The sequence below is a fragment of the Crossiella sp. NPDC003009 genome, assembly GCF_053591555.1.
This window is the reverse complement of record NZ_JBSFUA010000001.1, coordinates 218,796-242,644: the sequence shown is the minus strand read 5'-3', so window position 1 is coordinate 242,644 and position 23,849 is coordinate 218,796. Positions and strand designations below refer to the sequence as shown.

The 23,849-nt window shown below is 70.5% G+C and carries 25 protein-coding genes; 7 read left to right on the top strand and 18 right to left on the bottom strand.

The annotated features are described in order from the left end of the window. Nucleotides 1–23: 23 nt before the first annotated feature. Nucleotides 24–959: a LysR family transcriptional regulator gene (locus ACWDY5_RS01210; protein ID WP_449720355.1), complete on the bottom strand. Its 936-nt coding sequence runs from the start codon at nucleotides 957–959 to the stop codon at nucleotides 24–26. A 119-nt stretch (nucleotides 960–1,078) separates the two neighbouring features. Between ACWDY5_RS01210 and dnaE the strand changes: the two genes are divergently transcribed. After that, entirely contained in the window at nucleotides 1,079–4,600 is a 3,522-nt protein-coding gene (gene dnaE / locus ACWDY5_RS01205; protein ID WP_449720354.1) for a DNA polymerase III subunit alpha, read from the top strand. Here dnaE and ACWDY5_RS01200 read toward each other — a convergent pair. The 4 genes from ACWDY5_RS01200 to ACWDY5_RS01185 are packed head-to-tail and all read right to left on the bottom strand — an operon-like array spanning nucleotide 4,572 to nucleotide 7,261. After that, nucleotides 4,572–5,567: a metallophosphoesterase family protein gene (locus tag ACWDY5_RS01200; RefSeq protein ID WP_449720353.1), complete on the bottom strand. Its 996-nt coding sequence runs from the start codon at nucleotides 5,565–5,567 to the stop codon at nucleotides 4,572–4,574. The genes dnaE and ACWDY5_RS01200 overlap by 29 nt on opposite strands. Then, a complete protein-coding gene (locus tag ACWDY5_RS01195; RefSeq protein WP_449720352.1) occupies nucleotides 5,474–6,142 on the bottom strand; it encodes a hypothetical protein in 669 nt (222 codons plus the stop codon). The genes ACWDY5_RS01200 and ACWDY5_RS01195 overlap by 94 nt, the downstream gene beginning before the upstream one ends. Before the next feature lie 34 nt (nucleotides 6,143–6,176). Further along, nucleotides 6,177–6,689: a glycoside hydrolase domain-containing protein gene (locus tag ACWDY5_RS01190; protein WP_449720351.1), complete on the bottom strand. Its 513-nt coding sequence runs from the start codon at nucleotides 6,687–6,689 to the stop codon at nucleotides 6,177–6,179. Beyond that, a complete protein-coding gene (locus ACWDY5_RS01185; protein ID WP_449720350.1) occupies nucleotides 6,620–7,261 on the bottom strand; it encodes a hypothetical protein in 642 nt (213 codons plus the stop codon). The genes ACWDY5_RS01190 and ACWDY5_RS01185 overlap by 70 nt, the downstream gene beginning before the upstream one ends. A 93-nt stretch (nucleotides 7,262–7,354) precedes the next feature. Between ACWDY5_RS01185 and ACWDY5_RS01180 the strand changes: the two genes are divergently transcribed. Beyond that, nucleotides 7,355–7,906 carry an exonuclease domain-containing protein gene (locus ACWDY5_RS01180; RefSeq protein WP_449720349.1) on the top strand — a complete coding sequence of 184 codons (552 nt, stop codon included), beginning with the start codon at nucleotides 7,355–7,357 and terminating at the stop codon, nucleotides 7,904–7,906. Here ACWDY5_RS01180 and ACWDY5_RS01175 read toward each other — a convergent pair. Next, complete coding sequence (locus ACWDY5_RS01175) at nucleotides 7,903–8,139, bottom strand: hypothetical protein (RefSeq protein WP_449720348.1); 237 nt, start codon at nucleotides 8,137–8,139, stop codon at nucleotides 7,903–7,905. The genes ACWDY5_RS01180 and ACWDY5_RS01175 overlap by 4 nt on opposite strands. A gap of 335 nt (nucleotides 8,140–8,474) precedes the next feature. On the opposite strand from ACWDY5_RS01175, the gene ACWDY5_RS01170 reads away from it, so the two are divergent. Both ACWDY5_RS01170 and ACWDY5_RS01165 read left to right on the top strand, forming a co-directional pair. After that, nucleotides 8,475–9,629, top strand: a complete 1,155-nt coding sequence (locus tag ACWDY5_RS01170; protein ID WP_449720347.1) for a VanZ family protein — start codon at nucleotides 8,475–8,477, stop codon at nucleotides 9,627–9,629. Further along, on the top strand, nucleotides 9,626–9,853 hold the full coding sequence (locus tag ACWDY5_RS01165) for a PLDc N-terminal domain-containing protein (RefSeq protein ID WP_449720346.1): 228 nt from the start codon (nucleotides 9,626–9,628) through the stop codon (nucleotides 9,851–9,853). The genes ACWDY5_RS01170 and ACWDY5_RS01165 overlap by 4 nt, the downstream gene beginning before the upstream one ends. Before the next feature lie 23 nt (nucleotides 9,854–9,876). Here ACWDY5_RS01165 and ACWDY5_RS01160 read toward each other — a convergent pair whose 3' ends face one another. The 6 genes from ACWDY5_RS01160 to ACWDY5_RS01135 form a co-directional block, all read right to left on the bottom strand. Further along, nucleotides 9,877–10,521: a response regulator gene (locus ACWDY5_RS01160; RefSeq protein ID WP_449720345.1), complete on the bottom strand. Its 645-nt coding sequence runs from the start codon at nucleotides 10,519–10,521 to the stop codon at nucleotides 9,877–9,879. After that, a complete protein-coding gene (locus tag ACWDY5_RS01155; protein ID WP_449720344.1) occupies nucleotides 10,518–11,687 on the bottom strand; it encodes a sensor histidine kinase in 1,170 nt (389 codons plus the stop codon). The genes ACWDY5_RS01160 and ACWDY5_RS01155 overlap by 4 nt, the downstream gene beginning before the upstream one ends. A 36-nt stretch (nucleotides 11,688–11,723) precedes the next feature. Further along, entirely contained in the window at nucleotides 11,724–12,425 is a 702-nt protein-coding gene (locus tag ACWDY5_RS01150; RefSeq protein ID WP_449720343.1) for a hypothetical protein, read from the bottom strand. Nucleotides 12,426–13,291: 866 nt separating this feature from the next. Continuing rightward, nucleotides 13,292–14,197, bottom strand: coding sequence for an ATP-binding cassette domain-containing protein (locus tag ACWDY5_RS01145; protein ID WP_449720342.1), 906 nt, complete (start codon nucleotides 14,195–14,197; stop codon nucleotides 13,292–13,294). A gap of 93 nt (nucleotides 14,198–14,290) precedes the next feature. Next, the gene (locus tag ACWDY5_RS01140) at nucleotides 14,291–15,517 is read right to left on the bottom strand and encodes an amidohydrolase family protein (protein WP_449720341.1); all 1,227 of its coding nucleotides are present in this window, start codon (nucleotides 15,515–15,517) and stop codon (nucleotides 14,291–14,293) included. Further along, the gene (locus ACWDY5_RS01135; RefSeq protein WP_449720340.1) at nucleotides 15,514–16,932 is read right to left on the bottom strand and encodes an MFS transporter; all 1,419 of its coding nucleotides are present in this window, start codon (nucleotides 16,930–16,932) and stop codon (nucleotides 15,514–15,516) included. Before ACWDY5_RS01135 ends, ACWDY5_RS01140 begins: the two co-directional genes overlap by 4 nt. Before the next feature lie 88 nt (nucleotides 16,933–17,020). On the opposite strand from ACWDY5_RS01135, the gene ACWDY5_RS01130 reads away from it, so the two are divergent. Continuing rightward, nucleotides 17,021–17,920, top strand: coding sequence for a MurR/RpiR family transcriptional regulator (locus tag ACWDY5_RS01130; RefSeq protein WP_449720339.1), 900 nt, complete (start codon nucleotides 17,021–17,023; stop codon nucleotides 17,918–17,920). Between the two features lie 65 nt (nucleotides 17,921–17,985). After that, entirely contained in the window at nucleotides 17,986–18,459 is a 474-nt protein-coding gene (locus ACWDY5_RS01125) for an SRPBCC family protein (protein WP_449720338.1), read from the top strand. A gap of 130 nt (nucleotides 18,460–18,589) precedes the next feature. Here the strand turns inward: ACWDY5_RS01125 and ACWDY5_RS01120 are convergent, their stop codons facing one another. Next, nucleotides 18,590–19,606 (bottom strand): alpha/beta fold hydrolase, encoded by a 1,017-nt coding sequence (locus ACWDY5_RS01120; RefSeq protein WP_449720337.1) that lies wholly within the window; start codon nucleotides 19,604–19,606, stop codon nucleotides 18,590–18,592. 111 nt (nucleotides 19,607–19,717) lie between these two features. Between ACWDY5_RS01120 and ACWDY5_RS01115 the strand changes: the two genes are divergently transcribed. Next, nucleotides 19,718–20,131 carry a cupin domain-containing protein gene (locus tag ACWDY5_RS01115; protein ID WP_449720336.1) on the top strand — a complete coding sequence of 138 codons (414 nt, stop codon included), beginning with the start codon at nucleotides 19,718–19,720 and terminating at the stop codon, nucleotides 20,129–20,131. 6 nt (nucleotides 20,132–20,137) lie between these two features. On the opposite strand, the gene ACWDY5_RS01110 is transcribed toward ACWDY5_RS01115, so the two are convergent. The 5 genes from ACWDY5_RS01110 to ACWDY5_RS01090 form a co-directional block, all read right to left on the bottom strand. After that, nucleotides 20,138–20,812 (bottom strand): metal-dependent transcriptional regulator, encoded by a 675-nt coding sequence (locus tag ACWDY5_RS01110; protein WP_449720335.1) that lies wholly within the window; start codon nucleotides 20,810–20,812, stop codon nucleotides 20,138–20,140. A 23-nt stretch (nucleotides 20,813–20,835) separates the two neighbouring features. After that, nucleotides 20,836–21,702: a metal ABC transporter permease gene (locus ACWDY5_RS01105; RefSeq protein WP_449720334.1), complete on the bottom strand. Its 867-nt coding sequence runs from the start codon at nucleotides 21,700–21,702 to the stop codon at nucleotides 20,836–20,838. Further along, nucleotides 21,699–22,433: a metal ABC transporter ATP-binding protein gene (locus ACWDY5_RS01100; protein WP_449720333.1), complete on the bottom strand. Its 735-nt coding sequence runs from the start codon at nucleotides 22,431–22,433 to the stop codon at nucleotides 21,699–21,701. Before ACWDY5_RS01100 ends, ACWDY5_RS01105 begins: the two co-directional genes overlap by 4 nt. Then, nucleotides 22,430–23,362 carry a metal ABC transporter substrate-binding protein gene (locus ACWDY5_RS01095; protein ID WP_449720332.1) on the bottom strand — a complete coding sequence of 311 codons (933 nt, stop codon included), beginning with the start codon at nucleotides 23,360–23,362 and terminating at the stop codon, nucleotides 22,430–22,432. Before ACWDY5_RS01095 ends, ACWDY5_RS01100 begins: the two co-directional genes overlap by 4 nt. 65 nt (nucleotides 23,363–23,427) lie before the next feature. After that, complete coding sequence (locus ACWDY5_RS01090) at nucleotides 23,428–23,838, bottom strand: VOC family protein (RefSeq protein WP_449720331.1); 411 nt, start codon at nucleotides 23,836–23,838, stop codon at nucleotides 23,428–23,430. Nucleotides 23,839–23,849 lie beyond the last annotated feature (11 nt).

Genomic DNA, 23,849 nt, shown 5'->3' with positions numbered 1-23,849 from the left:
ATGAGTCCAAGATGAGCAAGCCTTCATGAAGCGAACAGTGGCCGGTCCGCAGTGGGCAGCCACTGCCGGTCCGGGTCGAACGGCGTGTAACCGGCCCGGATGTGCTCGATGAGCCTGGGCAGCAGCGGATGCCGGTTGCCGCGCAGCCACAGCATGGACCACGGGTACAGCGGCACCGGGTCGACCAGCGGGATGCGTGCGATGCCGGGGTGCCAGGGCACCCGCATCTTCTCCCCGCCGAAGGTGAACCGGTCCTCGGAGGCGGCGATCTGGTCCAGCATGTGGTCGAAGCCGAAGTTCGGCCCCGTGGTGCTGATGGTCAGCCCGAAGTCGCGGCGGAAGTCGGCGTAGAGGTCGGCCCACTCACTGCCCGGCTCGTTGCCGGGCATCCAGGCGATCGAGTCGGCCAGCTCGTCCGGCCGGACCCGCCGGCGACCGGCCAGCCGGTGCTTGCGCCCGGCCAGCAGGTGGTGTGGCTCCAGGTAGGCCGGGAGGTGCTCGATGCCGGGTTCCAGGCGGCCGAACACCCTGGCGAAGCCCACGTCGATCGCGCCGCTGAGCAGCCCGGACCGCACCGTCCGCAGTCCCTTCGACGAGATGATGTCGATCTTGGCGTCCTGGTTGGCCTCGTGGAAGGACCTGATCAGCTCAGTCGGGCAGACCCTGGTGGCCAGCACGTCCACCCGCAGCGGCCGGTCCCGCGCACGCAGCGAGCCGACCGCCTGGTCGGCCAGCGCGAGCAGCGCCCTGGCGTGCGGCAGGAAGGCCCGGCCGTCCTCGGTCAGGCCGGTGCCGGTGCGCCCGCGGCTGACCAGTTCCGCGCCCAGGCCGGCCTCCAGCTTGGCGATCCGCTTGGACACGCCCTGCTGGGTCAGGCCCAGCTGGTCGGCGGCCGCGCCGAAGTGCTGCTCGTCGGCCACGGCGACAAACGCCCGCACCGCGCCCAGATCCAGGTCCACCCTGCTCCTCCCACAACAACCGGTTGTTCACGGGCCGTGTCGGTTGTTGGACGTTCCCTTGCCAGGTCCCGTCCAATGCACTCCGCCCGGCACGACAGTACAACCAGGAGGAGTGACGGATGGGGTCGTTCACGCACCTGCACGTGCACACCGAGTACTCGATGCTCGACGGCGCGGCCAAGATCGCACCGCTGTTCGCCGAGGCGAAGCGGCTGGGCATGGCCGCGGTCGGCATGACCGACCACGGCAACATGTACGGCGCGGACGAGTTCTACCGGCAGGCGGTCAAGACCGGGCTCAAGCCGATCATCGGCATCGAGGCGTACGTGGCGCCGGGCAGCCGCGCGCACAAGAAACCGGTGTTCTGGGGCCAGGCGGGCCAGCGCGGCAACGACGTGGCAGGCAGCGGCGCCTACACCCACCTGACCATGCTGGCGGAGAACGCCACCGGCCTGCGCAACCTGTTCCGGCTGTCCTCGCTGGCCTCGATGGAGGGCTACTACCGCAAGCCCCGGATGGACCGCGAGCTGATCGCGGAGCACGCCGAGGGGATCATCGCCACCACCGGCTGCCCCTCCGGCGAGGTGCAGACCCGGCTTCGCCTGGGTCAGCCCGCCGAGGCGCTGCGCGCGGCCGCGGACCACCGGGACATCTTCGGCCCGGACAACTTCTTCCTGGAGCTCATGGACCACGGCCTGACCATCGAACGCTCGGTGCGCGAGGGCCTGCTCGACATCGGCCGCCGACTGGGACTGAAACCGTTGGCCACCAACGACTCGCACTACGTCACCAGGGACCAGGCGGAGGCGCACGCGGCGCTGCTGTGCGTGCAGTCCGGCAAGACCCTCAACGACCCCAACCGGTTCGCCTTCGACGGCGACGGCTACTACCTCAAGTCGGCGCAGGAGATGCGCGCCTACTGGGACACCGAGGTCCCCGGCGCCTGCGACTCGACCCTGCTGATCACCGAGCGGGTCCAGCCCTACGACGAGGTGTACGCCCACCGCGACCGGATGCCCCGCTTCGCCGTCCCCGACGGCCACACCGAGGCCAGCTGGCTGCGCCACCAGGTGCTGGCCGGGCTGCGCCGCCGGTTCCCCGACGGCATCCCGGCGGACTACCTGCCGCGCGCCGAGTTCGAGCTGGAAGTCATCGCGCAGAAGGGTTTCCCGTCCTACTTCCTGGTCACCGCGGACCTGATCGAGCACGCCAGGGAGATCGGCATCCGGGTCGGTCCCGGCCGCGGTTCGGCCGCGGGTTCGCTGGTGGCCTACGCGCTGGGCATCACCAACCTGGACCCGATCCGGCTGGGCCTGCTCTTCGAGCGGTTCCTCAACCCGGAGCGGGTGTCCATGCCCGATATCGACATCGACTTCGACGACCGCCGCCGCGGCGAGATGATCCGCTACGCCACCGAGAAGTACGGCGCGGACCGGGTGGCGCAGGTGATCACCTTCGGCACCATCAAGACCAAGGCGGCGATCAAGGACGCGGCCAGGGTCCACTTCGGACAGCCCGGCTACGCCATCGCGGACCGGATCGCCAAGGCACTGCCGCCGCCGGTGGCCGCCAAGGACATCCCCCTCTCCGGCATCGTGGACCCAGCGCACGAGCGGCACGGCGAGGCGGCCGAGGTGCGCGCCCTGCTGGACTCCGACCCCGAGAGCCAGCAGATCTTCGCCACCGCCCGCGGCCTGGAGGGGCTGATCCGCAACGCGGGCGTGCACGCCTGTGCGGTGATCATGTCCAGCGAGCCGCTGCTGGCCACGATCCCGTTGTGGCAGCGCGAGGACGGCTCGGTGATCACCGGCTGGGACTACCCCTCCTGCGAGGCCATCGGCCTGCTGAAGATGGACTTCCTCGGCCTGCGCAACCTGACCGTGATCGGCGACGCCATCGACAACATCCGGGCCAACCGCGGCGAGGAGGTCGACCTGGACCGCCTCGGGGTCGAGGATCCCGCCGCCTACCAGCTGCTCGGACGCGGGGACAGCCTCGGCGTGTTCCAGCTCGACGGCGGCGCGATGCGGGAGCTGTTGCGCCGCATGCGCCCCACCGAGTTCGCCGACATCATCGCGGTCAACGCGCTGTACCGGCCGGGCCCGATGGCGATGAACACGCACAACAACTACGCCGACCGCAAGAACGGCCGCCAGCCGGTCACCCCGATCCACCCCGAGCTGGCCGAGCCGCTGCGCGAGATCCTGGCCGAGACGCACGGCCTGGTGGTCTACCAGGAGCAGATCATGCAGATCGCGCAACAGGTCGCCGGGTACTCGATGGGCCGGGCCGACGTGCTGCGCAGGGCCATGGGCAAGAAGAAGAAAGAAGTGCTGGAACAGGAGTTCGAGGGCTTCGAGAACGGCATGCGCGGCAACGGTTTCTCCGCCGAGGCGGTGCGGGCGCTGTGGGACACCATCCTGCCGTTCGCCGGCTACGCCTTCAACAAGTCGCACGCGGCCGGATACGCGCTGGTCGGCTACTGGACGGCCTACCTCAAGGCGAACTACCCGGCGGAGTACATGGCGGCGCTGCTGACCTCGGTGGGCGACAACAAGGACAAGTCGGCGATCTACCTCTCCGAGTGCCGCAGGCTGGGCATCCGGGTGCTGCCGCCGGAGGTGAACTCCTCGGAGGTGCGCTTCGCCGCGGTGGGCGAGTCGATCCGGTTCGGGCTGGGCGCGGTGCGCAACGTCGGCGCGAACGTGGTCGAGTCGATCATCCGGACCCGTGCGGTGAAAGGGAAGTACGAGTCCTTCCCGGACTTCCTGGCCAAGTCCGAGCTGGTGGTGTGCCAGAAGCGGGTGCTGGAGTCGCTGGCCAAGGCGGGTGCCTTCGACGCGCTGGGCCACACCAGGCTGGCGGTGTGCCAGGTGCACGAGGAGGCGGTGGACGCGGTGGTCCCGTTGAAGCGGCAGGAGGCGATGGGCCAGTTCGACCTGTTCGGCCCCGGGCCGGAACAGCCCGCCACCTCCTCCCCGTTGGCGCACCTGCGGTTCAGCGCGGAGGAGTGGCCGCGCAAGCAACTCCTTTCCTATGAGCGGGAGATGCTCGGGCTCTACGTCTCGGCGCACCCGCTGGACGGCGCGGAGCCGATCCTGCGCAGGCACGCCCGGCAGCCGATCGCGGCGATCCTGGACAACCCGCCGCGCGAGGGTGAGCTCCAGCTGGCCGGGCTGATCACCGCGCTGGAACGGCGGGTCAACAAGAAGGGCGAGCCGTGGGCGATCTGCACGGTCGCCGATATGGACGCCGCGCTGGAGGTGCTGTTCTTCCCCAAGGCTTATGCGTTGTTCGCCTCCGCACTGGTGGAGGACAACGCGGTGCTGGTCAAGGGCAGGGTCAACTGGCGGGAGGACCGGATGTCGGTCTTCGGCGGCGACCTGGTTCCGCTCGACCTCACCGCCCCCGGCACGGAACCGCTGGTACTGCGGGCTGTGCCGGAGCGGGTCACCGAGTCGATCGTGCTGGAGCTGAAGCAGACCCTGTTGGCACACAAGGGCGACACCCCGGTGCAGGTCCACATCGGACCGCACCGGTTCGCCCTCGACGACTACCCGGTGGCGGTGACCGCCATGCTGCTCGGCGAGCTGAAGGCGTTGCCGGGCTTCGTCACAGCCAGGTGTGCAGCGGCACCGTGACCTGCTTCAGCCAGGAGCCTGCGGCGAAGTCACGGGCCCGGACCACCACCCGGTCCAGGAAGACCTCCACCTGGAGCCCCTGGTTGAACTTGCCGGGCACGGTCACCTCGCCACCCTGGCCGTTGTCGGTCCACCCGGTCTGGATTGCACCGGTGTTGATCACCGGGAAGCCCTCGGGGTTGGCCGTGCCGGGGACCACGCGGCGGACGAACCAGTCGGAGAGGTCCAGGTTCCAGTGCGTGTGCCCGGAGAACAGGAACACGTCTTTGTAGCGCCCCAGCAGGTTCAGCAGCCGGTCGGCCTGGAGGTAGTCGCGCAGGTAGAGCTTGTTTCGGGTACCGGAGACGGTGTTCGGCAGCGGGTGGTGGGTGATCACCATGACCGGCTTGCGCCAGCGCGCCCAGTGTGCGAGCCGCCGCTCCAGCCAGCTGAACTGCTCCTCGCTCAGCCACACCTCGTCCCAGAGCGCCTTGTCGTGGTAGTGCATGTACTTCTCGGTGCCGATGCACAGCACCGGGATGCCGCCGAAGAGGTGCTCGCTGAAGACGGTGTTGCGCTTGGCGAAGCGGTAGAAGCTGCGGAACAGCGAGTCCTCGGTGGTGCCGTTGGGCCAGGTGTCCTGGGCCAGGGTCTGCGGATCGCGCCACTTGGGCACGTAGAACTCGTGGTTGCCGATCGCCCAGGCGATACCGGGATGGCTGTGCTTGGCCAGTTCGGCCTGGACCTGGGCGTACTCGAAGTCGTAGCCGCGCGGGGTGATGTCCCCGGCCACCGCCAGCCCGGCGCTGCGCGGGTTGGTCCGGCGCATGTCGGCCAGCGCGGTACCGAAGTCGGCCAGGTCGCCCTGGATGTCGCTGATCACGTTGAACCGGGTCAGCGGTTCGGCACCGGCCGTGGCCGTCGGTGCGCTTGCGGTGGTGGCGCCCACGGCCACGGCGGAGGCGAGCAGAAACGATCTACGGTCCATGCCCGGACCCTGTCAGGACAAGGTGCACCGCCCGGAAAGAGCGGTTGAACAGTAGGTTCTGGTTCAGCCGGTGCCGATCGCGAACAGGTGCAGCTGATTGTGGTCCGCCTGCGCGGCTGCCCCGTGAGCGAGACGGTCTGGCCGTCGGCGGCCACGTTGTCCGGACGCCCTGCTGGCGCGGCGGGCCAGGTGAACGTGGTGCCCGCGACCTCGACCTGTTTGCCGCCGGTGAGCCCGGCCTCGGCCAGGGCCTGCCGCGGGTGGCTGTTGCCGCCACCGTCCAGGTTGGCCTGCGACTTGTCGTTGTCATCGGCGATCCCGGTGTTGCCGTAACGGATGACCAGGCTGCCCTCCGGCGCGACCAGCACGGTGACCGTGGTGTGCACCGTGCGGTGCTCACCCGCAATGGTCACCGGGATGTCGTAGTAGCCCTCCGGCGCGGACGCGCTCACCTGGTACCGCGCCTGCCCGTCATCCAGCCGGAACCGCTCCGGCCCGCTGACGGTGATCCCGGCAGGGAGTGTCGCGGTGACGGTGAGTTCGCGGTCCTTCCCGGCCATCCTGCGCGCCGACACGGTGAGCTCCGCACTGCCGCCGGGCCCACGGTGATCATGCTGTTGGCACTGGCCAGGAAGTCGTGCTCACCGTCGCGATAGGACGGTGGGCCTGGTCGCGACCGGGCAGGTCGAGCACGGCGCGCGGGAACAGCGGGCTGTGCACGGCCAGGTCCGAGGTGCCGGGAGTGCCCGGGTAGAGGCCGAGCGCGGCCCAGACGTACCAGGAGGACTGGGCGCCGAGGTCGTCGTTGCCGGACTCGCCGTCCGGGGTGGCGTTGAACAGGGTGGTCATGATCTGCCGGACCACCTGCTGGGTGCGCCAGGGCCGCCCGGTGTGGTTGTACAGCCAGGGAATCCCGAACGCGGGCTCGTTGCCGGCCCACATGTAGGGCTGGAGCGGACCAGCGTTGAGCTTGGCGCTGAAGGCGTCCAGCCGCGCCGCAGCGGCCTCTCGGCCACCCATCGCGGTGATCAGCCCGGCTGGGTTGCGCGGAACTATCCAGGTGTACTGCACCGCGTTGCCCTCGTCGAACCCGTCCTGGCCGAACCCGCCGGTCCCGGCCACCCGGATCTTGCCCAGCTCGGCCCGCCACTTCGCCCTGGTGTCCTGCCGGACCCGCCCCGCGTCCCAGTGCTGGCCGACCCGGTGGCCGTGGTGTCGTTCTCGATGGTGACCCGCGCGCCGGAGTTACCCGACAGGCTCGCCCGGCCCTTGACCAGCACGTGCCCGTCGGCGGGCAGGGTGAACGTGGCCAGCCCGGTGCGGGTGGTCGCGGTCAGCTCCGCGCGGACCTGGGAGCCGGCCAGGGCCACCGCGTAGTAGCCGGGTTCGGCCTGCTCACTGCTGTGCTGGTAGCGCTCGACCCGCTCCCACGGCTTCGCGCCCAGCTCGCCGGTCACCGGCAGGATCGGCACGTCGCCGAACGCACTGCACCCGACACTGGCATGGGTGAGACTGAAACCTCGGATCTTGTCATTGTGGTACTGGTACCCGGCGTAGGAGCCGAGGGTGTCCGGCGAGAACTGCATCATGCCGAACGGCACCGAAGGACTGGAAAAGTTGTTGATCTCAACAGCGGCCGCGTTGGCCAATCCGGTGCCGATAAAAGGATCCACGTAGGCGGCCGGATCCGGCACCAGCGGAGCTTTCAACCGGACCACGCGCTGTGTCAGCGATGTCGGCCCGTATTTGACTGGTTCCGGACAGCACCCACTCGCTAGCCTGCCCCCATGAGGGGGCCCCACCTGCTGAACGTCATCGACGTCGAAGCCACCTGCTGGCCCAGCACCCCACCCCCGGACCAGGTCAGCGAAATCATCGAGATCGGCCTGACGGTAGTCGACCTGACCACCCGAACCCGCCTCGCCAAACACCGGATCCTGGTCCGCCCCCAGCAGTCCACGGTCAGCGACTTCTGCACTGAGCTGACCGGCCTCACCCAGTCCGAAGTGGACACCGGCCTCACCTTCCCCGAAGCCTGCGCCCAGCTGACCGCTGAACACGAGGCGGGCGAACGGAACTGGACCAGCTGGGGCGACTACGACCGCAAACAGTTCCAGCGCCAGTGCACCACCACGCCCTACCCGTTCAGTTCCAGCCACACCAACGCGAAAGCCGTCTTCGCCGCCGCGTTGGAGCTGCGCAGACCAGTAGGCATGGCACAAGCGCTGAAGATCGCCGGCCTCCCAATGGAGGGCAGGCACCACCGCGGCGACGACGACTCGTGGAACATCGCCGCCCTGGTCCTCCTGCTGGCCGAACGCGGCAACTGGCCCGGCTAACCGCCCCGCCGCACCGCCCTGGCCACCAGCCACGCCAGGTAGAGCGCGGTAAGCCCAAAACCGACACCGTGCGGCAACATCGGCCCCACCCCGGGCCCAAACACACCCGGCAACAGCCACTGAAGGACCAGCCCCACCACCACGGTCCCCGCCGCCAGGGTAATCACCCCACCGACCACCCACACCACAACCCGCCCCGCCGTCCACCGGCCCTCGGGCACCCGCTCAGCCATCCGACTCACCCCACGCACCCTAAAAACCCCACCCGGGACCGGTCCCAGCGCGCCCCGCCCCGCCTCTTCCCGTGCGCCCAGCCTCGCCCCTCGCCCCTCGCCCCTCGCCCCTCGCCCCTCGCCCCTCGCCCCTCGCCCCTCGCCCCTCGCCCCTCGCCCCTCGCCCCTCGCCCCTCGCCCCAACGAGTGAACCCCCACGCCACACATCACCACCAGGCCACCTCCCCCTACGACTCTGGTACTACCCACCCTGCCGCTACGTCTGATGCGCCCCCTCCCCCACCAGCGAATGCTGGCCACATCACCCCACCAACCCGCGAAACGGAGCCCCGAGCTTGATCTCGACCAGGCTGCTGCCTGCCGTGCTGGCGGTCGTCGGCGGGATCGTCCTCGCCGTCCTCCTGCTCGCGCCCTTCGTCTATCGCAGCTATCGACGCCGCGGCGAGCTCGGCCCCGGCCACGCCCTGCTCGCCTTCGGCTCCCTGGTCTACGCGCTGGCCCTGGTCGCCTACACCCTTTTCCCGGTGCCACAACTGGATGACGCCTGGTGCGCCGCCCACGCCGCCGCCACCCAGCCCCAGCTGAACCCGTTGCGCTTCCTCACCGACGTCGCCAAGGAACAGCGCACCCCCGGCCTGACCGGCCTGCTGACCAACCCGGCGGTCCAGCAACTCCTGTTCAACGTGGCCCTGTTCGTCCCGCTGGGCGCCTACCTGCGCCACTACCTCCGCCGCAACGCCCTGGTGATCATCCTGCTCGGCGCCGCGGTGTCCCTGCTGATCGAGTGCACCCAGCTCACCGGCAACTGGTTCCTGTTCCCCTGCCCGTACCGCCTGTTCGACGTCGACGACCTGCTCACCAACACCCTGGGCACCGCCGTCGGTGTCCTGTGCGCTCCGGTGCTGCGCCTGTTCGACCGCCGCCGTGGGACCAACGCCGAGCTCCCCCGCCCGGTCACCACCACCCGCCGTCTCCTCGGCATGCTGGTGGACCTGCTGTCCGTACTGGTCCTCGGCGGCGTCCTGGGCACCACCGCGAACCTGGTGGGCCACTACGGTTTTGACCTCTGGCTGGCCGAGCGCCCCTGGGGCAACTTCCTGCTGACCGCCCTGACCACCTGGCTGCCCGCCACACTCCTGTTGGCCCTGCCCGCCCTCGGCCCCAACGCCGCGACCCTGGGCCAACGAGCAGTCCGCCTCCGCCGGATCCGCCCCGACGGCACCGCGCCCGGAGCCAGGATCATCCCGGCACTGCTGTTCGGCACCTTCGGCTACTACCTGTTCACTGGCCTCGGCCACTACGCACCGGCCGCCGCGAGCCTGGCCAACCTGCTCCCGGTAGCGGCCCTGCTGTTCGCCTGGCGTCCGCGCTCCCACCCCGGGTTCTCCGGTCTCATCAGCGGTCTCCGCGTGACCGACGACCGGGCCAGCCCCAGCGCCCCTTCCCTCCCCCAGGCACAACGTCCCCACCGTGAAGGAGACACTCCATGACCGACCAGTTCTGGGCCTTCGGCGCCTCCGCCGCGATCATCCTGGTCATCCTGTCCGGCTTCCTGTTCTTCCTGGCCGCCCTGATCAGCATGCTGCGCAGCCCCCTCACCGGCGGCATGGTGCTGGTCTGGATCATCTTCGCCTTCTGCGCGCCGTTCCTGGGCCCAGTTCTGTGGTTCCTGATCGGCCGCGGCAACGCCAGGTCCTATCCAGCGCACCGCTGACGCCGCTCGGCGCGCTCGTCGGGTCAGAGCAGGCCCGCGTCGTGCACCAGGATGGCTACCTGGGTCCGGTTGGCCGCGTTCAGTTTGGACTTGATCCGTCCGATGTGGACCTTCACGGTCGACTCGCTCAGGAACAAGGTGGTGCCGATCTGGGCGTTGCTCAGTCCGTGGCCGATCTGGATCGCGACCTCCCGTTCCCTCGCCGTCAGGGTGGCCAGGCGGGACAGGGCGGCTTCTTCGGCGGCGCCGGCGGCGAAGCGGGACAACAGGCGTTTGGTGATGCGCGGCGAGATCATGGCCTCACCGGAGGCGATCACCCGGACCGCGGTGATTAGCTCCTGCGGCGGGCTGTCCTTGAGCAGGAAGCCGGCCGCACCGTGACGCAGGGCGGCGTGCACGTACTCGTCGATGTCGAAGGTGGTGAGGATGACCACTGCGGGCGCCTGGGGCCGCCCGGTCAGCCGCCGGGTGACCTCGATGCCGTCCACCTTGGGCATCTGGATGTCGGTGAGCACCACGTCCGGCCGGAACCGGTCGGTCAGCTCCACGGCCCGCGAACCGTCGGCGTCCTCGGCCACGATCTCGATGTCCGGCGCCGACTCCAGGATCATCCTGACCCCGCTGCGGACGATTTCCTCATCCTCCAGCAGCAGCACCTTCACCGTCACGATGTCTTCTCCTCCAACGGAAAACGCGCGGTCACCCGGAACACGCCACCGTCGGCGTGACCCGCGGTGAGCCGTCCTCCGGCCAGCTCCACCCGTTCCCGCATGCCGAGCAGACCGTAGCCGGAACCGGGCACGTTCGCCGGTCGCGGGCTGAGCCGGTTGCACACCTCCACGATCAGCGAGTCCTTGGTCGCGGTGATCCCGACTTGGATGGCGGCGTGCGGCGCGTGTTTCCCGGCGTTGGTCAGCGCCTCCTGGACCACCCGGTACACCGCGCGCTCGACCTGTTCGGGCACCATGGGCAGCGGGTCCGGCAGTTGAAGCTCGACTCGCGCACCGGTGGCCAGCGCCCCGGCCACCAACTGTTCGACCGAGCCGAGCAGGCCCGCGCCGGTCGGCCGCGACGGCGGTGGTTCGCCTTCCTCGGCCTCGTCGCGCAGCACCCGCAGGATGCCGCGCAGCTCATCCAGCGCGGTCACGCTGACCGAGCGGATGGTCTCCGCGGTGCGCCCGGTGTGCTCATCCGGCGCGGTCACCGACAACGCACCGGCTTGCAAGGCGATCGCGGTGACCCGGTGCGCGACCACGTCGTGCATCTCCCTGGCGATGCGCCGCCGCTCCGCGGAGACGGCCTGCTCGGCGAGCAGGGTGCGGGTGCGCTCGGCCTCCTCCGCGCGGCCGCGCAACACAGCGAGCAGGGCGGCCCGCTGATTCATCCACAACCCGGCGAGCACCGGCGCGAACACGAACAGGGCCGCCGAGAGCGCGACCGCGGGCAGCTCATCGAGCCGGTACCGCCACCGGAGCCCGAACTCCACGATCAGCGTCAGCACCATGCAGCCGCCGGTGATCCAGCCCAGCCCGTGCCGGACCGCGACCGTGTACACCGCCACCGTGGCAGGCCCCAGGGTCAGCCCGGCTGGAATGCCCGCCAGCGCCACCACCAGCACCAACACCGGGAACCGGCGACGCAGCGGCGCGAACGTCAAGATGAACGCGACCAGCGCCGCCAGGTAGAGCGGGCTGCTCAGCTTGTCCTGCACCACGGCGCTGTGCAGCTCGAGGTAACACACGGCCGTGAACACCGCGAGGTCCAGCACGAGCAGACTCACCCGGCCGTCCCACCAGATGAGGTGACCTCGCCGCACGCGTTCCTCTGGCCGCATCACGAACACTCTAGGCGGCCAAGTGATCATTACGGCTCAGCTGTCCCGACGAGCCAGGGTGAATCCCACCGCGGTCAACCCAGCCGCCGCCACCAGGGCGAACAACACCGGCGCCAACCACTGCGGTGATCCACCCGCGAACAGCGTCTCGGTCCCCCGGAACGGCAACCGTGACGTCGGCACGTCCAGCACCGAGCCCAGCGCCGTCTCAGCCACCAGCGTCCAGGCCAGGAACACCCCGGTCCCGATCGCGGTGTGCCCTAACAACCCGCCCAGCGCCAGCCCGGTCAGTCCGGACAACAGCGCCAGCAGCAGCACACCTACGCCGCGCAGTAACACGTGCCCCGCCCCGCCACCGGCCGTGCCACCGGCGAGCAGCACCCCGGCCAGCGCGAGCCCGGAAATCAGCACACCCCCGAGCAGGCTCAGCCCACCGACCACCACGGCCTTGGCTGCGACGATCCGGGCCGGAAACCGCAGCACCAGGCGGGTGGTGAGGATCGTGCCGTGCTGGTAGTCCAGCCCGAACGCGCACACCCCCACCGCCGCCACCAACGCCATGCCCAGGGTCAGGGCGATGCCGAGGGAGGAGTCGAAGGCGTCCATGGTGCCCAGGTCGCGTTTGGCCCCCCAGTACAGCCCGGAGACCAGCGCGAGCACCCCGGCCGCGACCAGCAACACCCAGGTCGAGCGCAGACTGCGGGCCCGGTGCCACTCATAGGCGACAGCGGTGTTCACGACGGTTCTCCTTGGTGATCGCGGGAGTGGGAAGGGCAGGTTGAAGCGCCGCGGGCGAGCAGGCGCAGCCCGGCCGGATCCGTACGCGGACCAGGTGCGACTCTCGGCTCCGGCGTGGGTCGACTCCGCTCGGTTGCGCGGGCGGAGAGGCTGGGCTGGACGAGACTGCGTGCGGCCCAGCTGCGTGCAGACCTGGCTGCACGCAGCCGAGCCGCCGCACTCGGCAGGGCCGCCCGCCGCCGTGCCGCCCACCGCCGGCTTACGCGGCCGGACTGGGAGCGGCAAGGCTGATGTGGCCGGCCTGGATGCGGCCGGACTAGGAGTAGCAGGGCTGGATGCAGCCCCGCTGGATGCGGCCCTGGCTCGCCGCGGCCGGGTCTGCATGCAGATCGGCTGGGCGCTGGCGCTGGCGAGGATCATGCTGGTTCTCGTCGGCGGGCGGCGGCGGAGCGCGCGGTTGCCTGGTGCCTGTGGCGGACGGTGGTCATGCCGCATCCCCCGCCACCGGAGCGGCCGGGACGGCACCCCACGGTGGTGGCAGGTCGATGCGGTGGCGAGCACGCTCGTCTTCCGTGCGCACAAGCGCCATGCCTCGCGTGCCTGGCAACGGGATGCGGGATCTGGCTTTCCCGGGGGTGGTCATGACGGATCTCGCGGGGCGGAGCGGTGGTCATCGCGGGGGCTGCGGATGGCTCCAGCGCAACGCCGTGGCGGGGGTACCTCGCCCGGGATTGGGGAGGTGCTGGGTAGCGGTGGTGACGTCGTCATGGGGGCTCCCTCTGGGGATGAGCAGTGGGGGTGGTGGCTGTGCGCGCCTGGGTCCGGAACGGGAGTGGTGCTGTGGCGCCACCAGCGCGGGGTGGCGCTCATGACGGTTCTCCTCGGTGGCGGACGGTGTGCGCGGTGGCGGCCATGAACGCCTCTTCCAGGCCGGAGCGGCGGAGGAAGAGCTCGCGGATCGGCAGGCCGGCGTGGGTGGCGGCGGTGGCGACCTGTTCGGTGTCGTGGGTGTCGACGACCAGTTCCTCCGCGGTCTCCTGACGGACGCGTAAGCCCTGGCGGCTCAGTGCGATCAGCAGCTGGGGAGCGGCTGGACCGCGGACCACGACGGAGCTGCGGGTGTGCTGGTCGACGAACTCGGCCAGTGGGCCCGCCGAGATCAGGCGGCCCGCGCCGATGACGAGCAGGTCGTCGGCCAGCTGGGACATCTCGGCCAGTAAGTGGGAGGAGGCGAGCACGGTGCGGCCCTGGGCGGCCAGGTCACGCAGGAACTGGCGGATCCAGCGCACGCCGTCCGGGTCGAGGCCGTTGGCAGGCTCGTCCAGGATGAGGTACTCGGGGTCGCCGAGCAGGGCGGCGGCCAGTCCCAGACGCTGGCGCATGCCCAGGCTGAACTTGCCGACCGCCTTGTCCCCCACCGAGTTCAGGCCGACCAGGGCCAGCACCTCGCGGACCCGGCGCGGTGGCAGGCCGCCGCCCGCCGCGATCATGTGCAGGTGCGCCGCCGCCGAGCGGGCCGGGTGGACCGCGCTGGGGTCGACCAGCACGCCGACCGTGCGCAGCGGATCGGTCAGTTCGGCGTAGGTGCGGTCGGCGAAGGTGGTGCGGCCCGCGCCGTGCACCAGGCCGAGCATGAGCTTGATCGTGGTGGACTTGCCCGCGCCGTTGGGGCCCAGGAAGCCGGTCACCACGCCTGGGCGCACAGTGAAGGACAGGTCGGCCACCCCGGTGTCGTGGCCGTACTGTTTGGTCAAGCCCTGCGCGATGATCACTGTTGTCCTCCGTCCGAAGCCCGGGGTCAACGATCGTCTTCTGCGGGGCGTTGGGCATCGGCGGGGACGGCGGAGCTGGGTACGACTTTCCGCCTATGCGGGTCTGCCGTCGGAGATGATGGCGCCGCCCTGGATCACCTGCATGATGTGTGTGGGATCGGCCAGCGCGCCGATGTCGACCAGCGGGTCCCGGTCCAGGACAAGCAGGTCGGCATGGGCGCCGACGTCGACTGTGCCAATTTCACCGGGCAGGCACAGTAGGTCCGCGGCGGTGGTGGTGGCCGCGCGGATGATGTCGATCGGTTGCTGCACCTCACGTCGGAGCCGGAACTCGTGGTTCTGGTGCCGGTGCATGCCGCCGAGCAGGTCGCTACCGTAGACCAGCTGCACCCCGCCACGGGCGGCCCGTTCCAGCGCGCGGAGCCCGCCGTTGAGCACCTCGTCGATCTTGCGCTGGCTGGGTTCGGGCAGGCCGTGAGCGGCGCCTTCCTGCTTGAGTGCCCAGTAGGTGACCAAGGTGGGCACGAGGAATGCCTCGTGCTCGCGGAAGAGCTCGACGCTGCGGTCGTCGATGAGGTTGCCGTGCTCGATGGAGCGGACACCCGCTTCCAGGGCCCGGTTGACCGCGCGCGCGGTGTAGGCGTGCGCGGCCACGTACCGGTTGGCGGCCTCGGCCTCCTCGACCACGGCGCGCAGTTCGGCCGGGGAGTACTGGGTGGAGTCGATCCGGTCGGTCGGCGAGGCGACCCCGCCGGAGGCCATCACCTTGAGGTGGTGGGCTCCCTTGCGCAGCTCGTCGCGGGCCGCGACCCGGACGGCGTCGACACCGTCGGCGACCCGGCCGAGTCCGGCGCAGCACGGGTGGTCGTCGGCCTGTGCCGTGCCGCGGCCACGCAGGTCGCCGTGGCCGCCGGTCTGGCTCAGTGCCTTACCGCAGAAGGCCAGGCGCGGGCCGGTGATCAGGCCCTCGGCCTGGGCGTCGGCGAGGCCGTAGTCGGCGCCGGCGGCGTCGCGGACGGTGGTGAAGCCTCGCAACAGCATGGAACGCATGATCCGAGCCGCGTGGGCGGCCACATAGGAGGGAGACCAGGTTGGCAGCTCGTTGAGGGCGGCGGTGGCCGCGGTGACGTGCACGTGCGCGTCGATCAGGCCGGGTAGCACCACCGCACCGGCCAGGTCGAGCACCCGGACCTGGTTCGGGGCGGTCAGCCGGGGTGCGATCTCGGCAATCCGGCCGTCGGCACAGCGGATGCTGGCCTCGCGGTACTCGCCGGTGCGCACGTCCAGCACCAGTCCGTCCCGCAGCAGCAGATCGGTCATCGGTCGGACCTCCCACTCGGTTCGGCGAGTTCTTCCAGTGATCGGCCCGCGGTGGCGAGTCCGAACACGACGGTGCACAGCACGCCGACCACCAGCACCGCGGTGGTCAGGCCGAAGACCCCGGCGAAGCCCAGGGTGCCCGCGAACGTGCCGATGATCAACGGTGCCAGGATGCTGCCGATCCGGCCCACCGCGCTGGAGATCCCCATGCCGGTGGCCCTGATCCAGGTCGGGAACACCTCGGGTGTGTAGGAGTAGACGCCCGCGTAGGTTCCGTTGAGGAAGAAGGACAGCACGGCCCCGGCAACCGTGATCGCCACCGGATCGCTGAGCTGGGACAGCCAGTAGGCGCTGGCCGCGGAACCGGCCAGGTACAGCGCGATGGTGTTCTTGCGGTCGAGCCTCTCCCCGAGCCAGGCCGCGGAGTAGTACCCGGGCACCTGGGCGAGGTAGATGATGATGGTGAACTCGAAGCTCTGGGTGATGGTGATGCCGCGTTCCACCAGCAGGGTGGGAATCCAGGAGAAGAACCCGTAGTAGGAGAAGGTGATCACGAACCAGATCAGCCAGGTGATCGCGGTCCGCCTGCGCAACTCCTTGCCCCACAGGATCTTCAGCGCCGAGACCAGCCCAACCCCGCGCGCCGGGGCGATGGGAGAACTGTTGCCGGAGGCCGGCGGCGATGAATCTGGGGCGGGGCTGGGATGGGGCGGGATGACTACCGGGGGCAGGGGTTTGCCGGTTGCGGCTTCGGTGCGGCGTTCGAAGTCGGCGACCACCTCCTCCGCCTCCCGCACGCGGCCGGTGGCCAGCAGGAAGCGTGGGGACTCCGGTAGCGAGCGGCGCCACCACAGCAACATCAGGATCGGCAGTGCGGTGATCAGCTGGGCGATTCGCCAGCCGTCCGGGAAGGTCGGCACCACGAGTCTGCCGAGCACGGCCGCGGCCACGAACCCGAACGAGAAGAAACCCGCCAGGGCGCCGATGAACCAGCCTCGGCGGGCGGCTGGCACGAACTCGGCGAGGAAGGGGGCGATGATCGCGCTTTCGGCGCCGGTGCCCACGCCGGCGAGGACTCGGGCGGCGAGGAAGGTTTCGTAGTTCGGAGCCAGGGCGGCGGCTACCGAGAAGACGGCGTAGAAGGCCAGGGCGTACATCATGACCTTGCGGCGGCCGATTCGGTCGCCGAGCAGGCCTGCGATGGTGGCGCCAAAGAGGTAGCCGAAGGGGGTGGCGGAGCCGATCAGGCCGAGGAGCTCGTTGCTCAGGCCCCATTCCTGGCGGGCGCTGGGCAGCAGGAACGCGACGATCGCGGCGTCCATGGCGTCGAAGGTGTAGCCGAGGCCGCCGATGACCAGCAGGGCGTAGTGCGGGCGACTCAGTGGTAGGCGGTCCAGGCGTGCCAGGAGTGTCATCGGGCCTCCCGAGGGCAACGGTTCAGGCAGCGTATGTTGCGTCTGGGTGAGATGCAATGGATGCTGCATCCGCGGATGGGAGGTGGCGGTGAGCGCCGGGTCGAGCGAGGCTGATGACTTCGAGGGATGGCTGCGGGGGCGGGTGCCGGAGCGGGGGTTGCAGGCCAAGGCGGCGGCGGTGCTGGAGACCTTGCTCGCGCAGCCGCGGCGGGCCTCCTACAGTTCAGCGGCCGAGCTGGCGGAGCTGGCCGGGGCCAATGTGGCCACCGTGATCAGGACGGCACAGGCGCTCGGGTTCAGCGGCTGGCCCACGTTGCAGCAGGAGTTGCGGGCTCGATACCTCTCCGCGCTCAGCGCGCCCGAGGTCGCGGCCGAGCACGCCGACGCCGTGGTGACGGGCAGCCCGGCCTCGGCCTCGCTGCGGCGGGACCTGGACAACGTCGCGCTGCTCACCAGGAGCGTGGACATCGCGGCGGCGCGGGAGCTGGCCGCGGCGATCGGGCAGGCGCGGCGGACAGTGGTGGTGGCGGCCGGCAGCTACACCTCGGTCGGGATCGCGTTGGCGCACAACGCTCAGCTCGCCGGGTACGACACGCAGCTCGCCGCGGGCTACGGCGGTGGCGGACCGGCCAACACGATCGCCCAGCTGACCGGGCAGGACGTGTTGGTGGTGGTCAGCTTCTGGCGGTTGAACGAGAGCGCGGTGGTCGCCGCCGAGGAAGCCGCCGCCAAGGGCGCGCGGGTGTTCGTGATCACCGATGCGGCCAGTCCGGCGCTGGCCACGGCGGCCGAGCGGATCCTGTTGGTGCCGACCGAGGGCATTTCGTTCTTCCCCTCGCTCACTGCGGCGATGGCGCTGGTGCAGGCCGTGGTCGCCGAGCTGGCCATGCTGGATCCCGGGCGCACCAAGGCGGCGGTGGAAGCGGCCGAGGCGCAGTGGGCGCGGTTCGGGCTGCTGCACCGGCCGACCCGGCGCGGCCGAACCTAGGGGGTCCCGCTGGGCGCGGCCGGACGTAGGGTCGCGGTCGGCGCAGCCGGACGTAGGGTCGCGGTATGCCGCGGTTCGAGGTCAGCACCAGCATCGCCGCCCCGCCACAACGGGTCTTCGAGCTCTCGCTGGCGGTGGAGGTGCACACCGGGTCGATGGCCGGGTCCGCCGAGCGGGCGGTGGGCGGGGTGACCTCGGGCAAGCTGGGGCTCGGCGACACGGTGACCTGGCAGGCCAGGCACTTCGGGTTGCCGTGGCGGATGACCTCGCGGGTGAGCGCGCTGGACGAGCCTGGCTACTTCGTGGACGAGCAGGTGCGCGGGCCGTTCCGGCGCTGGTGGCACGCGCACCACTTCGAGCCGGACGGGCGGGGTGGCACGCTGATGCGGGACGTGGTCGAGTTCGCCGCGCCGCTTGGGCCGCTGGGACGAGTTGCCGAGTGGGTGGCGCTGGACCGCTACCTGCGACGGCTGATCAGCACCCGCAACCAGCACCTCAAGGCGGTGGCGGAAGCGGGCGGCGGTCCCGGGCCGCGATGATCTCCTGCGGGATGCCCAGGAAGTCCTCCCGGTCCGGCAAGCGCGAAGACCTCGTCGAGATCGGCCTGGGAGACCCCGGCGGGTCAGGGGCGGCCTAGGGTGGTGTGCCGGGGTCATCCCGCAGCCCGGCTCAGCGCAGGCGGGTGACCTCCAGCACCGCGCGGGTGAAGGCCTTCGGCTGCTCCTGCGGCAGGTTGTGCCCGGCTCCGGCGACCTGGTGGTGCACCCGCGGCCCGGCGAAGAACTGCGCCGTGGAGCTGCCGTCGGTGGCTGGGTAGTTGCCGTCGTCCAGGCCGTCCAGGGTGACCGTGGGCACGGTGATCCGCGGCTGTTTGAGCAGCCTGGCCTCCAGGCCGTCGTAGCGCGGGTCGCCGGGTTCGGTGAGCAGGCGGTGGCGGTAGACGTGCAACACGATGTCCACATAGTCGGGGTTGGTGAACAGGGTGACCGCCTGGTCCAGGTCGTGTTCGGTGAACCGCCAGGTCGGCGAGTTGCGGGTCCAGACCACCCTGGTCAGTTCCTTGGTGTTGGTGGTCAGCCCGGCGCGGCCGCGTTCGGTGAGGAAGTAGTAGAAGTACCACTGCGCGGACTCGATCGAGGGCATCAGCGGCTGTTTGGCCAGGGCCAGGTTCTGCACCAGGTAGTTGTTCACCGAGACCAGGCCCAGGCAGCGTGCCGGCCACAGCGCGGCGGCCACGCACAGGCCCCGGCCGCCCCAGTCGTAGCCGCCGAAGATGGCCTTGGGGATCTTGAGCGCGTCCATGAAGGCGATCCAGTCCGCACCCAGCGCCGCCTGCTGGCCGGAGCGCAGGGTGCTCGCGGACAGGAAGCGGGTGCCGCCCTGGCCGCGCAGGTACGGGATGAGCACCCGATAGCCGCGGCGGACCAGCGCGGGCACCACCTCGGCGTAGGCCAGCGGGGAGTACGGCCAGCCGTAGCCGAGCAGCACCACGGGTCCGCCCGCCGGGCCCGCCTCGTGGTAGGCGATCTCCAGCAAATCGGTGCGCACGTGCCGGATCGGGCCGAGAGCGCGCCAGTCGGCGCGAGCCGGTTCCGGGGCGGGCGAAGCGGGGGCCGGGACGGCGGACAGGGAGGCGGTGGCGGCCCCGGCCGTGAGGATCTTGGTGAAAGTTCGCCTGTTCAGCACACCTCGACCCTGGCAGGGCGCTGTCTACGTGCTGTGCGCGAATTGTTGACGCCTCCGGTCGTCCGCAATACGTGCACAGTTCGTCCGCAGCCGCGGCGAACACTCAACGCCATGATCACTCGAATCCTCGCACTCGCCGCGCTTGGGCTGGCCGTCCTCGGCGGCTGCGGCACCGCGCCTGCCAGCACGATCGGTCCCGGCCCCACCGACGGCGTCACCAGGGTCGAGCTCCAGCGCTCCACCGCCCCGGCCAAGGGCTTCGAGATCGTGCAGACCCGGGTGGAGATCCCGGAGGGCAAGGAGTCCGGCCGCCACAGCCATCCCGGACCCGAGGTCGGCTACATCGTGCAGGGCGATGTGGTGATCGAGTTCGAGGACCGCGAACCGCTGCGGCTGCACACCGGCGACCCGTTCCTCATCCCGGACGGCGTCGTGCACAACGCGCGCAACGTCGGCTCGGTCCGCACCCAGATGCTCTCCACCTACGTCATCGATCAGACCAAACCGCTGGTCACCATGCACTGAGGCGGGTCAGCGCAACGACACCCACACCGCGTCGGTGGCCGCGGGACCCAGGCTCAGCTGGTCGGTGCGGCCGTCGACCCGCACGGTCAGGGTGTCCGAACCGGCCGCCGACGCCAGCACGGTCAGCTCGGTGTCGATGACCAGGCCGTTGTCGGCGAAGTACTGCAACCGCGCGCCGTCGGCGTCGGAGATCCGCTCCACCCGCACCCGCGCGCCGGGCGGCACGCCGGTCAGCTGGCGGGCGTCCGGGCGGTGGATGGTGCCATCGGCGGCCGGGATGGGGTCGCCGTGCGGGTCGCGGGTGGGTTTGCCGAGGAACTCGTCGATCCGGCTGACCAACAGGTCCGAGACCACGTGTTCGAGCTGCTCGGCCTCCTCGTGCACCTCGTCCCAGCGGTAGTTCAGCGCGCTGACCAGGAAGGTCTCGATCAGCCGGTGCCGGCGGACCATGGCCAGCGCGTGCGCGCGGCCGGTCTCGGTCAGGCCGACGCTGCCGTAGCGCGGGTGCTCCAGCAGGCCCTGTTCGGTGAGCCTGCGCACCGACTCCGAGACCGAGGACAGCCGCAGGCCGAGCCGCTGGGCGATCACCGAGGTGGTGACCGGCTCCGTGGACCACTCCTGCAGCGCCCAGATCACCTTCAGGTAGTTCTGGGTGCTCTCCGACAGCTCGGACACCGACATGCGGGCAGGGTATCCGCGCATGGTCATACCCGGGCCGCCGCACGCCGACGCGCGGCCAGCCGACGCCCCAAGATCCCGTGTTCCGGGCCGAAGAGGTAGGCCAGCGCGAACACCGAGCCCTGCACCAGGACGATCATGCCGCCGGACGCGGTGTCCAGGTAGTAGCTCAGGTACAGGCCGGTGACCGCGGCCAGCGCGGAGAGCACCGGGGCGATCACCAGCATCCGCTGGAACCGGTTGGTCAGCAGGTAGGCGGTCGCGCCAGGGATGATCAGCATCGCCACCACCAGGATCACCCCGACCACCTGCAGCGCCACCACCGAGGTCAGCGCGAGCAGCCCGAGCAGCGCCGCGCCGAGCACCTTGGGGTTGAGGCCGATGGCGTGCGCGTGCGTGGGGTCGAAGGCGTAGAGGGTGAAGTCGCGGCGCTTGAGCACCAGCACGGTCAGCGCCACCGCGCCGAGCACCCCGATTTGAATGACGTCGCTGGTGGCCACGCCGAGCAGGTTGCCGAAGACGATGTGGTTGAGGTCGGTCTGGCTCGGCGTCACCGAGATCAGCACCAGGCCGAGGGCGAACAGCGTGGTGAACACGATGCCGATGGCCGCGTCCTCCTTGATCCGGCTGGTGTCCCGCACCACCCCGATCAGCGCCACCGCCAGGAACCCGAACACCAAGGCCCCCAACGCGAACGGCGCGCCCACCACGTAGGCCAGCACCACGCCCGGCAGCACCGCGTGCGAGACCGCGTCGCCCATCAGCGACCAGCCGATGAGCACCAGCCAGCAGGACAGCACCGCACACACCACCGCGGCGACCACGGTGGCGATCAGGGCGCGGACCATGAAGCCGTAGCTGAGCGGCTCGGCCAGCAGGTCGATCAGGTTCACACCGCCTCCTGCGAGACGTCGAGACCGAAGGCCAGGGCCAGCTTGTCCGGGGCGAGCACCTCGGCCGGGTCGCCGTGGGCCAGGATCCGGCGCATCAGCAGCAGCGCCTCGTCGGCCAGGCCGGGCACCGCGGCCAGGTCATGGGTGGAGATCAGGATGGTCACCCCGTCGGCGGCCAGCGCGCGCAGCTGCCGGGTGATGGTGGCCTCCGAGGGCTTGTCCACCCCGGCGAAGGGCTCGTCCAGCAGCAGGATCCGGGCGTGCTGGGCGATGCCGCGGGCCAGGAAGGCGCGTTTGCGCTGGCCGCCGGAGAGCTGGCCGATCTGCCGGTCGGCCAGGTCGGTCAGCTCGACCCTGGCCAGCGCGGCGTCCACCGCCTCGTGGTCGGCGCGGCGCGGGCGGCGGGTGCAGCCGAGGTGGCCGTAGCGGCCGGTGAGCACCACATCGCGGACCGAGAGCGGGAACGCCCAGTCCACCGTCTCGCTCTGCGGCACGTACCCGATCGCGCCGGACCTGCGCGCCCTGGCCGGGCTGCCGCCATCGACCTCCACCGTGCCGGAGTCCGGCCGCAGCACGCCCATGATGGTCTTGAACAGGGTGGACTTGCCGGAGCCGTTGACCCCGATCAGCGCGTGCACCCGCCCCCGCTCCAGGGTCAGGCTGACTCCGTCCAGGGCCAGCACCTCGCCGTAGTGCACGGTGACGTCGGTGACCCGGACCGACGGGCTCATGCCGCCGCCTTGGTCAGGCCGCTGACGATGGTGTCCACGTCGTGCCGGATCAGGTCCAGGTAGGTCGGCACCGGGCCGCCGGCCTCGGACAGCGAGTCCACGTAGAGCACCCCGCCGAAGCGGGCCCCGGTGGCCGAGACGACCTGCTGCATCGGCGCGTCCGAGACGGTGGACTCGCAGAACACCGCGGGCACCTTGTTCTGCCGGACGAACTCGATCGCGCCCGCGATCTGCTGCGGGGTGGCCTGTTGTTCGGCGTTGACCGCCCACAGGTAGCGCTCGGTGAGCCCGGCGTCCCTGGCCAGGTAGGAGAACGCGCCCTCGCAGGTGACCAGCGCCCGCTGCTCCTTCGGCAGCGCGCCCAGCGCGCCGGTGAGCCGCTCCTGGACCGAGGTGAGCTGCTGCTTGTAGCGCTCGGCGTTGGCGGTGAACTCGGCGGCGTGCGCGGGGGCCAGCTTGCCGAAGGCCTTGGCCATGTTGTCGGCGTAGGTGCGCACGTTCAGCGGGGACATCCAGGCGTGCGGGTTGGGCTTGCCGCGGTAGGCGTCCTCGGCGATGTCCACCGGCTGGACGCCCTCGCTGACCACCGCGTGCGGCACGTCCAGCTCGGCGACGAACTTGGCGAACCAGGCCTCCAGGTTGAGCCCGTTGTCCAGGATCAGCTTGGCCTGGGAGGCCTTGCGGATGTCGGCGGGGGTGGGCTCGTAGCCGTGGATCTCCGCGCCCGCCTTGGTGATCGACTCCACCCGCAGCTTGTCGCCGGCGATGTTGCCCGCGATGTCGGCCAGCACGGTGAAGGTGGTCAGCACCACGGGCCTGCCGTCCCCGGAGCCGTCGGCGGCGCGCGAGCTGCAGCCGGTCGCGGCCAGCGCGAGTGCGCAGGCCGCGGCCAGCCAGGTGCGGGTTAACCGCGAAGGTGTCTTGCGCATCTGGGTCCGCGCCTCCCGGTGCCGAGTTCGGTCACTGGAAGACTAAAGTTCGGCTGGCCGAACTTTCAAGCGGGCCGACGGGTGAGCACGTCGAGGTAGTGCTGGTTGAACATCACGCCCAGCGAGTTGCCGAACGGGTCGATCACCGAGGCGGTGACGAAGCCGGGCCCGTGCTCGGTGGGCGGCTGCTGCGCGGTGCCGCCCAGGTCGAGCAACCGCTGGTAGGCGGCCTCGACGTCGTCCACGGCCCAGTAGGTCATGGTGCCGCCGGAGTTGCCCGCGCCGGGCGGGGCGAAGCGGCGGTCCAGGATGCCGAGCTCGTGCTGGTAGTCGCCGAGGCGGAACTCGACGTAGGCGAGCCTGCCGTCGAACTCGCGCTGGAAGTACGGCTCGATGCCGAGCAGTTCGGCGTACCAGGCCACGGCGGCCGGGACGTCGTCGGAGAAGTGGCTGACGGTGGTGAGTCCTCGCAACATGAGACCAATGC

Coding starts and splice junctions, on each gene's coding strand:
- ACWDY5_RS01155 (WP_449720344.1), bottom strand. CDS start 11,687: ATGCGGCCAGAGGAACGCGTGCGGCGAGGTCACCTCATCTGGTGGGAC.
- ACWDY5_RS01125 (WP_449720338.1), top strand. CDS start 17,986: ATGCCGCGGTTCGAGGTCAGCACCAGCATCGCCGCCCCGCCACAACGG.
- ACWDY5_RS01165 (WP_449720346.1), top strand. CDS start 9,626: ATGACCGACCAGTTCTGGGCCTTCGGCGCCTCCGCCGCGATCATCCTG.
- ACWDY5_RS01115 (WP_449720336.1), top strand. CDS start 19,718: ATGATCACTCGAATCCTCGCACTCGCCGCGCTTGGGCTGGCCGTCCTC.
- ACWDY5_RS01110 (WP_449720335.1), bottom strand. CDS start 20,812: ATGTCGGTGTCCGAGCTGTCGGAGAGCACCCAGAACTACCTGAAGGTG.
- ACWDY5_RS01100 (WP_449720333.1), bottom strand. CDS start 22,433: ATGAGCCCGTCGGTCCGGGTCACCGACGTCACCGTGCACTACGGCGAG.
- ACWDY5_RS01140 (WP_449720341.1), bottom strand. CDS start 15,517: ATGACCGATCTGCTGCTGCGGGACGGACTGGTGCTGGACGTGCGCACC.
- ACWDY5_RS01135 (WP_449720340.1), bottom strand. CDS start 16,932: ATGACACTCCTGGCACGCCTGGACCGCCTACCACTGAGTCGCCCGCAC.
- ACWDY5_RS01095 (WP_449720332.1), bottom strand. CDS start 23,362: ATGCGCAAGACACCTTCGCGGTTAACCCGCACCTGGCTGGCCGCGGCC.
- ACWDY5_RS01090 (WP_449720331.1), bottom strand. CDS start 23,838: ATGTTGCGAGGACTCACCACCGTCAGCCACTTCTCCGACGACGTCCCG.
- ACWDY5_RS01200 (WP_449720353.1), bottom strand. CDS start 5,567: ATGGACCGTAGATCGTTTCTGCTCGCCTCCGCCGTGGCCGTGGGCGCC.
- dnaE (WP_449720354.1), top strand. CDS start 1,079: ATGGGGTCGTTCACGCACCTGCACGTGCACACCGAGTACTCGATGCTC.
- ACWDY5_RS01180 (WP_449720349.1), top strand. CDS start 7,355: ATGAGGGGGCCCCACCTGCTGAACGTCATCGACGTCGAAGCCACCTGC.
- ACWDY5_RS01175 (WP_449720348.1), bottom strand. CDS start 8,139: ATGGCTGAGCGGGTGCCCGAGGGCCGGTGGACGGCGGGGCGGGTTGTG.